Here is a 14,210-nt window from a genome sequence, read left to right as displayed (position 1 = left end):
GACGATTAATTTTGAAGAGGGGTATTTAATGTTGCGTAATCAACAGTTACATTATTGCCATCGGTTGCAACAAGGTACAGCCTGTATCTGTCGTCATTTTTTGGAATCGTAATGTATACGTCCGGACTGCTTCCTACCTTTTTCATGCCGGTAGCGTTACCCAAATTGTCTGTTTTGACAAGATACCATTCAAATTTCAATCCGGTTTTTAAATAGGCGGCGATATTCCAATGGCCGTAGGAAAATACCAGGGCGTTATAGCGCAGGGATGCTCCGGGAGTAGTTGTTAATGCAGGTTTTAGTATTTTAATATCGGGCAAATTATAGATAGGTGTATTGCCATTCCAGTTCCTGCTTATTTTATAAAGGTAACGTTTATTTCTGCCCCATACATCTTTTAAACCGTCAAACGTGACAGCAGTGCCGCTTTGTTGATCCTGCCAGTTAGCGTAAAAAATTCCGCCGGAATGCTGTACACCTTCGAGTGCACCGGGATCAGTGCAACTGAAAAAATAAGGCGTTTTAAAATCACAGCTAACATATTTCAATGACCGTTTATTATCAACAATTACTCCGAAAGCATCAATTGCCGGTATTTGCCCCTTTAATATTTGCATAGCAGGGTTGAGTGTGGGAGAGGATAAAAGGTCGATGGTTAATGGCCTTGTTGGGTCTTCATGTTTAATTTCATTTACCAAACGTTTTAACAAATTGATATAATGCTGTTGGGCCTGGTACAACTGTGGCCCATGATAAAATTGGGATAGTTGCTGGTAGGTACTATTGCCTAAATTCCAGGCACTGATGTTAGGGTTTGATTTATTTTTATTTATGGTGTTAAGGATGATATTGAATTGCTCGTGCAGGTAGGTGGTATCATTAATGAAGCTTGATGGGGCAGGCACCCAAAAGCTATAATTAATTTTTAAGCCCTTTTGTCCCGCTGCTTCAAAAATTGAGTGGTCGTAAATATTAGGTCCATATATTTTTATGGTATTTATCCCCGCTTTTCTAATGTCTTCAAAATCATTCACTATCATTTTTTTGGTTAGAGGAGCTATGTTCTTGTACCAGTAGTTTCCTTTAGAGTAGATTACGCCTTTTACTGAAGAAAAAAATGGAGGGTTTACTGATAGACGTTTTTGACCGGTAACTGGATCTTGTTCAATAATATTTGTCGAAGTATCTGAAAACTTTCTCGAAGTGCTATTGTAAAGTCGCGATTGCCTGACCAATTGGGATAACCCGGTGGTATCTGATGAGGAGATGAACTCGGCAAAAGACTTTTTGCTATTATCATTCTTTGCATCGAAACCACGCGCAACATTAAAGCTTGCATCTTCATCCGATTCCTGAGAAGCATAGATGCAGATGCCAACCACTAATATGCTAAGTATCAGGCTAACTTTCCTTACACCAAAATATATCTTTCTTCTTAACAGCCAAAAAAATATTTTAACATGCTGTATTTTTGAAACAACCGTAAATAATGTTGCATGTTTATCAAGGTAGGCCTGAAACTTGAGTTCTGAACTTGCGATAAGCATAAATATCATGAACATACAGTTCAGACCAACGATGCCGGACATGAAAAGTGTATAGGGGTTCCAGTCGTTGTAAAGACCGTAAATAATGGCTGCAATGGATACAACCAACACTACAATATTAGGTAAGTTGTTTTTTAAATTTTTTTCATCTTTGATATCCTTGGGGGTTGCTATGTAGGGAACGTTCTTCCTGATAATAGTATAGACAAAACCTAATATGAAAACCCACCATGTACCTATGAGCAGTAATCCCCCCACCACATGAAACCCCCGCTCATTATCCTCCATTACCCATTGCTGAACAAAATGCCTGATCAGGACAACTGAAGTTATAAAAGGAACACTGATAACTAAAAATTCAGAAAAGTCCATCCTTAACGGGAAAGCATCTGTGAACAGGGATATGACCGGAATTGAAAAATTAATAAGAAATACAAAACCAGATAAGTAAAATAGAGGTAAAAGGCCGTAATGAAGTTTCTGCCGCCAGTTGAATTTTCTAAAAAGTTTAACGTAGGAAGTCACCAGAAGCTCAAAAACCCCCCGCGACCATTTCAATTGTTGCTTATAATAAGCTGACAAAGTAGCCGGAACCAGGCCTCGGGTCAACACAGCGGGTACATAAACGGATTTCCAATTGCGTGCATGGAGCTGCATTGCCGTATGCATATCTTCAGCCAGCCCGGCAGCATGTCCGCCAATGGATTCCAAAGCTGTTCGCCTGAAAGTACAATTGGCGCCTATAGCCTGGACAGTTCCATAACTGTTCATGCACATCATCATCGGGCCGTAAAACTGATAGGTTTGTTGTGCCGCGCCTTTAGCTATCCATCCAATGTCATGATTGTAATAGGCCTGCACAATTTGCACATAACCAATTTCCGGGTTATCAAAATGAGCTATTATCGGATCCAAAAATTCGGGTACGGGTATATGGTCAGGATCAAGAATTACACATAGTTCGCCTGATGACTGGGCTAATGCGTTATTAATATTGCCGGCTTTGGCGTTGATCTTTTTAGTTCTTGTTATGTGATGAACACCCAGTTCTTTACAAACTGATTTCAGGTAAGGATCATCGGCCTCGTCACATAAAAAGGTTTCATGAGGATAGCGTATAGCCTGAATTGCAGTAAGTGTTTCAACAATCATTTCATATGGTTCACCTGCGCAAAACGTGGTAAATATGTCTACCGTATATTGTTTCGTTATGGGTAAAGCAGGCGGAACGCTTATTGACCAATAATGATACCACTCATATATTACCTTAAAAAAGGTATAAACAAAGGTTGATATTAATAGCCAATACAATGGCTGATAACCAATAACTGATTTTCTGAGCAGGCTATGTATCAAAAAAAACATACAAAGCAAACCGATGATAATCATCAGCCTTAAATAAAATAATTGCCGTTTGGAAGGTGGTTTTATAGTATTGTTCATGGATTTTTTAATACATAAAAGGGAGTGTTTGAGGTAGCAAAAGAGCCCTTTTGATCATATACATAAACCAATAAGCGATAAGGGCCTTCTGTGGCGGGTACTTTAAACTTCAAGTCCGGCCCGCTTTGCCCGATTATTAAACTTTTAATCTCCTTTGGTTTCTTTTGGTTAAAAACGCCATTGGGTTTGAACCAATCCTCCGCAAATATTTCCCATTTAAATGTTAAGCCGGTGGTATCAGGATCTTCAAGATACACTTTGCTGTTTATTGTTATGCCAGGCTTAAATAAGATATTGTCCCTGGCACCTTTTCCATCTACCAACATGTATTTCAGCACAGGGGCTTTCTTAGACGCTTTTTGGCCCGTCCAGATATAATGCATCACCTGAACGGCCTCGGTTTCGGAGCCATTTTCATCAAACATACTGAACCAGGTTGGCGTTAGTTCCTGTTTTTGGCCCCAATAAAACACCATCGACCCCAGAAACCTGGAGTTATTAACCGGCATGTACTTTTCATAGATAGAAAGATATTGCTCCGCCTTTTTTGTGCTGGTATTTTCAATATAAGCCCCCCAAGCATTTTGATTGTCTGCAACCCAGGGCCCTTCAATTCCCCATTCTGTTATCAGGAACGGGCCATCCCAAAACCAATTGAATTTCTGAAGATCTTCATTTAAAGTTTGGATCGAACCAAAAATATTGAATGAGATGAAGTCAATCTTCGTCCGCAGCTTAATATTGACAATGTTTTTCTTTTGAAAGGACATAATGGTTGTAGTAACCGGATGCTGCGGATCATCCTGGTGGATCATGTCGACCACGGCATTAAATATGGTATAAAACTGATTGTATTTCGGTTTGTAAGGGAATGCAAGCTCATTGCCCACGCACCAGCTCAAAAGCGCGGGATGATGCTTAAATCTATTAACAATCCCGGCAATTTTGGTAACATGGGCACTGGCCTTCGGGGTTTTATAAAAGTCATCTATACTTTCGCTTGGTGGCATTGGCAAACCTGCTATTACAGCTAAATGATGGGCCTGTGCCGAATCTAAAATACTTCCTAAATTTAAGGTGTCCCAAACCCTTATCGTATTGCCTCCAGCCTCGTTTAACTGTTTTAAATTTGTAAAACCGGAAGCTCCTTTTATGAAAAATGGCTCACCATTACGGTACAGCGAATATTTGCCATTTTCGTTTTTGATGTAAACTCCATTTTTATTGACATTGCGAGGCTGTGATCGATTACAAGACAAAAAAGAAAGGCAAAGTATCAGACAACTAATAATTAATCGTAAAAGAGGACATCTCATAAATAGTAGTTCGGTTCATTTAAAAATGCAAACGAAATTTTTGTAGCTACATATAAAACTCTTCGCCTTTTAATAAAAGGAAATTCCAACTGCAGGTTTTGGTTCATGTTGCGAATATTCAAAAAATCATGTAAATATTGACTGTATACGGAAAGTATAATTAATAGTTTATATGTAGATCAGGAATTAAGAGGAGGGGGCCAGATGTTAGCAGATACACCTTACTGCCGGCATGATTTGGGGGACATTTGCAGGATAAATTGCCCGAATTTATAGAACGTAAAGGCAAGGCGACAAGAAATGATGTGTATATTGTGCCTGATAACTTAAATCGTCAGTGCGCGTTTTACTAAGGCAAATTAGTAGCGGGCAAATCCAAAATACAGATACCTGTGAAACCGGAAAAGCATGATTATGACGCAGTAATAGTAGGCTCGGGGCCAAATGGCCTTGCGGCAGCCATATTGTTGCAACAAAACGGACTTTCGGTGTTACTGCTTGAAGGAAAAAGTACTATTGGCGGCGGTTTACGTACTGAAGAACTAACCCTGCCTGGTTATAAGCATGATGTTTGCTCAGCTATTCATCCGCTGGCAGTTGGTTCGCCATTTTTTGAAACACTGCCACTGCGTGAGCACGGCCTTGAATATATTTATCCCACAATATCTGCAGCGCATCCCTTTGATAATGGAACCGCCGCGGTACTTAAAAAATCCATTGTTGAAACTGCCAATCTGTTAGGTGCCGACAGGGATACCTACATCAAACTGATGGCCCCCCTGGTAACTTCGTGGCCCGGTTTGGCGTCTGATGTTTTAGGTCCGCTTACTTTTCCCAAACATCCGGTCCACCTGGCTGCTTTTGGGCTGGATGCTTTAACTTCAGTAAACTATTTGGCCAAACGCTTTAAAACTGAGGAAGCCAAAGGGCTTTTAGCCGGGATGGCTGCTCATAGCATTCTGCCGCTAACAAATCTTACCACATCTGCAATTGCTTTAGTATTGATGGTTAACGGGCATTTAAAAGGCTGGCCTGTGCCTAAAGGCGGCTCGGTAAAAATAGCGGAGGCACTGGCATCATACTTTACATCAATAGGGGGCAGGATAGAAACCAATACCTACATCAATAATTTTGATCAGCTGCCATCGGCAAAGACAATTTTGTTTGATGTTACGCCAAAACAACTGCTGCAAATTGCCGGACATAAATTTTCATCATTGTATAAATGGCAACTGGAACGTTATCGTTACGGGATGGGTGTTTTTAAAGTTGACTGGGCGCTTGACGATGTTATTCCGTTTAAAGCAGGAGAGGCCCGGCAAGCAGGAACGGTACATATTGGCGGTACGCTGAGGGAAATTGCTGCATGTGAACAGCAAATCTGGGACGGTTTGCACCCCGAAAAACCATTTGTACTGCTGGCCCAGCAAAGCCTTTTTGATAATACCCGTGCACCCCGGGGCAAGCATACCGCCTGGGCATACTGCCACGTTCCCAACGGATCAAACAAAGACATGACCGATATTATCGAAAAACAAGTGGAGCGTTTTGCCCCTGGTTTCCGCGAACGCATCATAGGCAGGCATACTTTTAACACAGGGCAACTGGAAAACTATAATCCCAATTATATCGGAGGTGATATTAACGGCGGGGTAATTGACATTGGCCAGTTGTTTACCCGGCCGGTATTGCGCCGCTCACCATACCGCACATCGGCAAAGGGGATTTATATCTGTTCATCATCCACACCGCCGGGAGGAGGGGTACATGGTATGTGCGGCTACCATTCGGCCAAACGTGCTTTAAAAGATGTGTTTAACATCAGCATTCAATCATAATTATTAATCAAAGCTCAGAAGTCCCAATAGCTCTTCATACCTAAAATGACAATAGGCTTCGCAAAGCCGTGCACCATCCCCCCCCGCATTATTTAAAAAACATATAGTACAGGCAAAGCATCGTTGAAACTTGCTTGAAACAGCTCCTTAGGTGTTTCAATGCCACGGTTATCTGGTTTTCAACCGTTCGTTTGGATATTCCTAAGCGGGCGGCAATTTCCTGGTTACTCAGGTTTTCCATGCGGCTCATGTAAAATATTTCCTGGCAGCGCTTGGGCAACTTCTCCAGGTAATAACTCAGTTCCTGTAACAACTCCTGATTTTTGATCCGGAAATCACCCTGGTTGTAGTCGGGGAAATTGCCTGCTTCCAGATTATCTAATTCCAGGATGACCGGGCGCTTTGCCGCACGCATGCGATTATAAACCTGGTAGCGGATGGCCGAGAGCAGAAAATTGGGGACAGATTCTATGTCCAGTTGATACCGGCGATCCCAGATATTCAGGAAAACATCATGTACTGCTTCTTCACTATTTTCACGGTCTTTTAGGTACCGGAGGGCAGTCTTATATAACCTTACCCAGTACCGGTCAAAAAGTAGGGCGAACGCGTGCTCATCGTCCTTACGTACGGCAAGCCACAGTTCCTGATCACTAATATGAGAATTGTACATACAATTGGTTGGATAAAATTAGGAAAAGCCGATCAAAATTATTTAACCTTTAAGCCTGGGCGTAAAAAAAAATAAAAATGTATGTGTGTGCCGGCATAAAATTTACACTAACATCATATAAACCTGCAATTGCAACCTGATGATAACTAAGAACGAGTTCCTTGCGCTGTATGAAAAATATATGAGCGGCCAATGCACTGATGCTGAAAAACAGCTATTGGATACATATCGCGATGAAATGCAGTTAGCCGACGAGGTTTGGGATGATGAAGAGGTAAGTGAAGCCGATGTACATGCGCGGATTTGGAAAAAATTAACTGAAAGCAGACAAAAGGCTGTTGTCATAAAACCTCTTAAACAAACGAGCTACAAATGGTTATGGGCGGCTGCTTCATTAGTTGCTATAGCTGTATTGGCTGGCTTGCTGTTTATGCCTACAAAAAAGGATAATACCACAGGTACAATAGTTAAGAATACTAAAACAACCATATTACCCGGAAGCAACAAAGCATATCTCACTTTGGCCAATGGCAATAAAATAGTACTTGATGACGCCAAAAATGGTCAATTGGCAGCAGGGATGGGCGTAAAAGTAAGCAAAGCAGCCAACGGTTTAGTGGTTTATAAATTTGACAGGAAGCCAAACGAACAAGGGCAGGCAGGTATCCCACAAATCAATACCATCACCACACCGCGTGGCGGCCAATACCAGGTAGTATTGGAAGACGGCACCAAGGTGCAGCTTAATGCAGCATCGTCAATCAAATTCCCGGAGTATTTTACCGGGGCGAACCGTGAAATTGAATTAAACGGTGAGGCCTATTTTGAGGTAGCAAGGGATAAAGCCCATCCATTTATAGTTAAGGCTAATGGTACACAGGTGCAGGTATTCGGCACCCACTTTAACATTAACGCTTATAGCGATAACCCTGATATTACCACCACCCTGCTTGAAGGCTCGGTTAAAATGAGTAAAGGCACAGCCGCAATAATGCTTTTACCTGGCCAACAGGGAACTGTAAACCAAAATGGTTCATCAATAAAAGTACAAAAGGCCGATGTTGAAGCCAATATGGCCTGGATAAACGGCTTTTTTATATTTCATGATCAAAGCATTGTGAATATCATGAAGCAGGTGAGCCGCTGGTATGACGTGGATATTGAGTATCAGGATACGCAGGTTCAGGAAAATGAATTTGGCGGTACCATCTCAAAATATAAAGACATTAAAGAATTGCTTGATAATATCAAGCTTACCGGTAGTATTCACTATAAAATTGAAGGAAGGAGGGTTATCATTATGAAGTAACCTCATACTTACATAATGCTATCCCAAAAAGAAAGTAACCAGGAGCGTTCGCACCGCCCCTGGCTCAAGCTACGGATAGCAATCAGGTCAGTTAACGATCATTTTTTCTCACAACCAGTTATTTAACCTAACATTCAAATGTACAAAAATTCTACTGCATTAAAGCGCGGGCAGATACCCCGTGCCGTATCAAAAATATTTCTGATCATGAAATTGTCGTTCTTTTTGTGTCTGGTTTCGATACTTCAGGTAAGTGCCTCAACCACGTTTGCGCAAAGGATAAGTCTTAGTAAAAATAACGCTTCGCTTGTTGAAACGCTTAAAGACATCCACAGGCAAAGCGGATATAGTGTACTCTACAATTCCAAAATGCTAAAAAAGGCACTTCCTGTAAACGTCGACCTTAAAGATGCGGGATTGGAAGAAGCATTGCAGCAATGTTTCCGAGATCAGCCTTTTAGCTATGTAATTAATAACACTACCATTGTAGTTACCCCCAAACCCGCCGAAAAGAAACCGGTACAGGTAATAACGATTACCGGTACGGTAAAAGATCAGAAAGGCATGTCTTTACCGGGTGTTACAGTAAAGGTTAAAGGTACCAACACGGGTGTACAGACCAATATTGATGGCAATTATACTGTTACTGTGAATGACAATAGCGCAGTGTTGGTATTCAGCTTTGTGGGTTTTGTTACCCGGGAGGTACCTGTAGGCAATCAAACCAAAATTGATGTAACGCTTAAAGAGCAAACATCGGCACTAAACGAAATTGTAGTGGTTGGTTATGGTACGCAAAAGAAAGCAAACCTTACAGGTGCTGTATCATCGGTATCCGGCGAGACATTGAATAAACGCCCTGTCGTTAACACTGCATCTATGCTTGAAGGTCTTGCACCGGGTGTTCAGATCAACACAGGCTCAGGCGAGCCGGGCAACGAGAGCGTATCTATCCGGATTCGCGGTAACAGCACATTCAGTGGCGCCGGTTCTGATCCGTTAGTATTGATAGATGGTGTTCCCGGTAACTTCAGCGATCTTAACCCAACCGATATCGACAATGTATCTGTTTTGAAAGACGCTGCATCTGCATCAATATACGGTTCAAGGGCTGCCAACGGCGTGGTGCTTGTAACAACCAAGCAAGGCAAGGCCGGACAAATGTCTGTTACTTACGATGGTAACTTAGGGTACAACAGCCCGACCAAGATGTTTAAACTGGTGACCAACTCTGCCCAATATATGGAGATGTTTAACCAGGCACGCATCAACAGCGGCACAACAGATCCTAACTCACTTTATCCGCAGGACCAGATCGATCTGTATCGTAACGCTACAGATAGGGTACGCTATCCTAATACCGATTGGCCGAGCCTGATATTCAGGACTGCTGTAACACAAAACCATAACCTGACATTTAACGGAGGCAGTGAAAAAACTACGTATAACGTGTCATTGGGATATGTTAACCAGGACGGTATTGAAAGGGGCTTTGATTATAAGCGATATAGCGCACGGATCAATCTGACTTCAAAGATTAACGATCATATAAAATTCGGCACCAACGTATTGTTAAAATCAGGCACCAGGGGTGCTGTAGCCGGTAATCCTTCATCACCAAGTCAGTGGGATGGTTCTTCGATGGATCTTTTCCTTTCGGCCATGTCGCAGGCGCCTACTTATGGTCCATATTTAGCTGATGGTAGCGGGCGGTACACCTACAAAGCTTATGACTTTGAGTATAACAATAAAAACCCGATAGCTGTACTTGATCAAAACTTCAGAAGGATCACCAATGATTACGCTGTAAACGCCCAGGGCTGGTTTGAAGTGCAGTTTACTAAAGATATTTCCTGGTATACTAAAGGCGCGGTAAACTTTAACATGGATAAGTACAAGGACTTTAAAGCTACGCTGGATGAGTATAATTTCCGCACTAATCAACTGGCAACATCTCTTGACCTGGGTAAAGGTTTAACAGATCAGGACGAGCAAACCGTTTATACCAACCTGTTCAGTTACCTGAACTATGCGCACAATTTTCATGGGCATAATATTAAAGCACAATTTGGCTATAGCATTGAGCAAAGTAAATATCAGTACTTATCAGGTTACCGTAAAAACTTTGCCGATCTGGACCTGCAGGAGTTAAACGCAGGTGGTTCTGATATTCAAAACGCAAACGGAACCAGTAACCAATGGGCCTTAATGTCTTATTTCGGTCGTGTAAATTACGACTATAAAGGGCGTTACCTTTTAGAGGGCAACATCCGTGATGACGGAAGTTCAAAATTCGCCGGTAAAAACAAATGGGGTGTATTCCCATCGTTTTCAGCCGGCTGGAGGGTTACTGAAGAGCCTTTAGTAAAAGCCATGAATTTAACCTGGCTGGATAATTTCAAACTAAGAGGTTCATGGGGACAGTTGGGCAATCAAAACATAGTAATGAACGGCTATGGTGCCAACTATCCGTATCAGGCTTTATTGAACTTTACCGGCAATTATTCTTTTGATAATTCGACACTGTTAACTGGCGTAGCTCAGCAAAACCTCAACAATCCGGCTATTAAATGGGAAACCACTACTATGACCGACATTGGTTTGGATGTAACAGTTTTCAAAAACTTTAATTTAACTGCCGATTGGTATAATAAAACAACGTCTGATATTTTAAGGCAGGCACAGGTTACCGCAGCTGTGGGCTTAAGTGCACCCACCATTAATGACGGATCGGTAAATAACAGGGGTATTGAGCTTGGTATATCGTACAATAATGTAATAACTGATGGCGCTTTAAGGGGCTTAGCCTTTAATGTAGGCGCAAATGTTGATCATAACCGTAACAAACTGGTGAAATTTGGTCAAACAGAAATTGGAGATTATACCATCAACCAAAACGGACAGCCGTGGAACTCATTCTACATGCTGCAGGTTATCGGGATCTTTCAGTCGGCAGCAGAGGTAGCTAATTCTCCTAAACAGTTTTCTGACTCTACCTTACCTGGCGACCTGAAATATAAAGATGTAAACGGCGATGGTAAAATTGATCAAAATGACCGTACAATAATCGGTGGTGTTTATCCAAAATTAAACTACTCATTTAACTTATCGGCCAGCTTTAAAGGCTTTGACTTATCAGCCATGATGCAAGGCGTTTACGGTGTTAAATCTTATGTATCAGGTTGGGGCACAATACCATTTGTACAGGGATCTTCACCAACTACCGATTGGCTGAATGCCTGGACTCCTGAGCATCCTTCAGCCACTATGCCGCGTCTTTATTTCGGGCAAAGTGCACCTGATAAAATAGGCCGCAGGTCATCGTATTTCCTGCAGGATGCATCGTATTTGAGGCTTAAAAACCTGGTGTTTGGTTACACCCTGCCGTCACAGCTTACCAAAAAAGTAGGTATCAACAGGTTAAGGGTTTATTTCGCGGGCGATAACCTGTTAACCATAACCAAATTTAAAGGCCTTGATCCTGAGCGTTATGGTAGCGGCGACCAGGTGCAGTACCCGCAAAATAAAATCTACTCTTTTGGTTTGAACGTTTCCTTTTAATTAGCCCACATGAAAAATCGAATTATAATAACCATCATATTAATTGCATCGCTGTTTTTAGGCGCATGTAAAAAGGCTCTTGATCTAAACCCCAACGATCAGATAGCCACTTCAACTTTCTATAAAACGAAAGCAGACTTTGACGCGGCTTTGGCAGCGGTTTACGCCTCCCTTCAGCCAGAAGAATTTTCCTATGGCATGGGCTTCAGGGATGGCTTTACTGATAACGGCTATAATCAGTTTAATTCGGGAGCTGCCAAGGATTTTGTACAGGGCAACTTTAACCCTACAACCGGCGGTTATGAAACAGCCATTTATAACGATAGTTATACCGGCATCGCAAGGGTAAACCTGTTTTTGCAAAATTTAGGTACTTATAAAGGTTCAGATATATCTGATAGCCAGCGTAAGGTGTATGAAGGCGAAGTAAGGTTTATCCGGGCTTTTCTATACTTCCAGTTATATAGCATTTATGGTGATGTACCATTGGTTGTGGAACCGCTTAACCTCAGCAATCAAAAGCAACCTAAAGTACCTGCAGCGCAGGTGCTTGCCCAGATCATTGCCGACCTGGATTATGGTATTGCCAATTTGAACGCTGCAGCTTATTATGCTAACGGCGGCCATGCAGCAGCGTCCTCTGCAAAGGCATTAAAGGCAAGGGTTTTGTTATTTGCAGCATTTGGCAGCACCGGTACGCCTGATGCCGCCATGCTAACCCAGGTACGAAACCTTTGTTTGGACTTGATGGGACAATACAAACTGAGTACCAACTTTGAGGATATTTTCAGGGATGCAACCCAGAAAAATAATACCGAGATCATGTTTTCGGTTAACTTCCTTGCGCCAAACAACACAGCTCCGTGGGACATGTATTACGGCGACTGGGATGCCTGCGCGCCTATGCAAAATATGGTAGATGCCTACGAGTGTACTGATGGACAACCATATGGCACTTCGCCATTAACCGATACCAAAAATCAGTTCAAAAACCGCGACCCAAGGCTGGCCAAAACAGTATACGCCGATTCGGTTTATTTTGGCCCTGGCAAGGTTCACCATCCTTCAAATTTGAGGCCTACAGGCTATGGGATTATAAAATTCCTCGAACCAAATAATATCCCTTACGGCTTTTCAACCCTTAGCCAGCAGGATGCGGTTATACTGCGTTTAGGTGAGGTGATGCTGATGTATGCAGAAGCTCAAAATGAAATTGCCGGCCCTGATGCAACAGTTTATAAAGCTATGGCCGATTTGCGCGCAAGGGTAAATATGCCGGCTTACCCGGCCGGGTATACCAAAGATCAGATGCGTGAACGCATCAGGCACGAACGCCGTGTTGAGCTTGCTTTCGAAGGCTTGCGTCACTATGATCTGTTAAGATGGCATATTGCCGGCCCGGTACTTAACGCGGTAAAAACCAGCCTTATCAATTATCATTTTGAGGATAAATTTTACCATTGGCCTCTGCCTCAAACAGAAATTGACAAGAGCGGAGGCGTACTTATACAAAATCCGGATTACAAATAGCAACCGGATCTTAAACGCCAGAGGCGGCCTGTCAAGAAGCGCATGCCAAAATCTGGACAACAGTCTTAATTAATCATGTGATGAGCCCGGTATTTTATCGGGCTCATTCTTTTTAGGTCGGGTTTCACCCATTCCAAAAGCCTTTGACCCTATAATGCCGTACTTTATATAAAAGCTAAAAGCAGAATGCACAAAGTCTAAAGATTAACGTGTTGATTATATTTATGCAGCTCAATGATGTTCAAACCTGCCGGTGACTTTGTCTATCCTGATCTTATAGACGATCAGGTCGATCTTGTCGCCAATATCATACTCATTTGCGGTTATACCATGGGAGGGATGGTCTGTAGCATGTTCCACCAGTGGCATAACCCGGTGGATCAGTAACTGCATTGTCTGCTCTTGTTCCGCTATGTCTGTAATTTCTTCAAATGTACCCCAGGCTATGACACTTTTCCAGCTAAAGATGTTTTTTATATCATCAACTTCAAAACAAACTTTAGGGTTTTTTCGCATCATTTCAATTTTCTTTCCCGGACCGGAATGCGCGTAGATTACGCCGTTCTTGTATACATAGTTAACGGGTACGATATACGTGGTGCCCTGGGCATGACACCCTAAACGGCCGATTACCTGCCGGCTAAGCAACGCTTCAATTTCCGGTTGTTCCAATTTTCCTAACATAACGGCGAATATTAATTGACCAAAGCTAAGCTCATCACTGTTTAAACAAAATGCTGCCGGTCAGTTAAGGGCATGATCGCCGTCACATTTGTGTCAGTATCCCTTGGGCTGTTGATGTTGTGATACATGTTATGCATCCCGATCTGCCGGCTGTTGTACATCATCGCAATCACAGGGATATTTACCTGTGATTGTTTTTTATGTTGCTTTATTAATCAATTGGACCGGTTTCGGGTGTACAATCAATTGTATAAGTGACGGCCGTCACTATTTTAACCTGCCGAACATCGCAACTTTACCTCATAAAAA

Annotated in this window: 8 protein-coding genes; 4 read left to right on the top strand and 4 right to left on the bottom strand. The window is 42.3% G+C overall.

Going from position 1 to position 14,210, the window contains the following annotated elements:
• Positions 1-5: 5 nt before the first annotated feature.
• Complete coding sequence (locus ABID99_RS13235) at positions 6-2,990, bottom strand: glycosyltransferase family 2 protein (RefSeq protein ID WP_373613974.1); 2,985 nt, start codon at positions 2,988-2,990, stop codon at positions 6-8.
• A complete protein-coding gene (locus ABID99_RS13230) occupies positions 2,987-4,249 on the bottom strand; it encodes a glycoside hydrolase family 2 TIM barrel-domain containing protein (RefSeq protein ID WP_090525169.1) in 1,263 nt (420 codons plus the stop codon). The genes ABID99_RS13235 and ABID99_RS13230 overlap by 4 nt, the downstream gene beginning before the upstream one ends.
• A gap of 449 nt (positions 4,250-4,698) precedes the next feature.
• Here ABID99_RS13230 and ABID99_RS13225 point away from each other — a divergent pair, with 449 nt between their 5' ends.
• Complete coding sequence (locus tag ABID99_RS13225) at positions 4,699-6,144, top strand: phytoene desaturase family protein (RefSeq protein ID WP_373613973.1); 1,446 nt, start codon at positions 4,699-4,701, stop codon at positions 6,142-6,144.
• An 88-nt stretch (positions 6,145-6,232) separates the two neighbouring features.
• On the opposite strand, the gene ABID99_RS13220 is transcribed toward ABID99_RS13225, so the two are convergent.
• On the bottom strand, positions 6,233-6,817 hold the full coding sequence (locus ABID99_RS13220; protein ID WP_373613972.1) for an RNA polymerase sigma factor: 585 nt from the start codon (positions 6,815-6,817) through the stop codon (positions 6,233-6,235).
• A gap of 139 nt (positions 6,818-6,956) precedes the next feature.
• Between ABID99_RS13220 and ABID99_RS13215 the strand changes: the two genes are divergently transcribed.
• The 3 genes from ABID99_RS13215 (at position 6,957) to ABID99_RS13205 (ending at position 13,217) form a co-directional block, all read left to right on the top strand.
• Positions 6,957-8,126, top strand: coding sequence for a FecR family protein (locus tag ABID99_RS13215; RefSeq protein ID WP_373613971.1), 1,170 nt, complete (start codon positions 6,957-6,959; stop codon positions 8,124-8,126).
• 138 nt (positions 8,127-8,264) lie between these two features.
• Positions 8,265-11,687: a TonB-dependent receptor gene (locus ABID99_RS13210; RefSeq protein WP_373613970.1), complete on the top strand. Its 3,423-nt coding sequence runs from the start codon at positions 8,265-8,267 to the stop codon at positions 11,685-11,687.
• A 9-nt stretch (positions 11,688-11,696) separates the two neighbouring features.
• A complete protein-coding gene (locus tag ABID99_RS13205; protein WP_373613969.1) occupies positions 11,697-13,217 on the top strand; it encodes a RagB/SusD family nutrient uptake outer membrane protein in 1,521 nt (506 codons plus the stop codon).
• 231 nt (positions 13,218-13,448) lie between these two features.
• Here ABID99_RS13205 and ABID99_RS13200 read toward each other — a convergent pair whose 3' ends face one another.
• The gene (locus ABID99_RS13200) at positions 13,449-13,901 is read right to left on the bottom strand and encodes a pyridoxamine 5'-phosphate oxidase family protein (RefSeq protein WP_090525181.1); all 453 of its coding nucleotides are present in this window, start codon (positions 13,899-13,901) and stop codon (positions 13,449-13,451) included.
• Positions 13,902-14,210 lie beyond the last annotated feature (309 nt).

The organism is Mucilaginibacter sp. OAE612, assembly GCF_041806395.1.
GTDB lineage: Bacteria > Bacteroidota > Bacteroidia > Sphingobacteriales > Sphingobacteriaceae > Mucilaginibacter > Mucilaginibacter rubeus.
Note: the sequence above shows the minus strand (reverse complement) of the source record. Positions and strands in the feature narration are given on the sequence as shown.

Coding starts and splice junctions, on each gene's coding strand:
- ABID99_RS13215 (WP_373613971.1), top strand. CDS start 6,957: ATGATAACTAAGAACGAGTTCCTTGCGCTGTATGAAAAATATATGAGC.
- ABID99_RS13220 (WP_373613972.1), bottom strand. CDS start 6,817: ATGTACAATTCTCATATTAGTGATCAGGAACTGTGGCTTGCCGTACGT.
- ABID99_RS13235 (WP_373613974.1), bottom strand. CDS start 2,990: ATGAACAATACTATAAAACCACCTTCCAAACGGCAATTATTTTATTTA.
- ABID99_RS13205 (WP_373613969.1), top strand. CDS start 11,697: ATGAAAAATCGAATTATAATAACCATCATATTAATTGCATCGCTGTTT.
- ABID99_RS13210 (WP_373613970.1), top strand. CDS start 8,265: ATGTACAAAAATTCTACTGCATTAAAGCGCGGGCAGATACCCCGTGCC.
- ABID99_RS13200 (WP_090525181.1), bottom strand. CDS start 13,901: ATGTTAGGAAAATTGGAACAACCGGAAATTGAAGCGTTGCTTAGCCGG.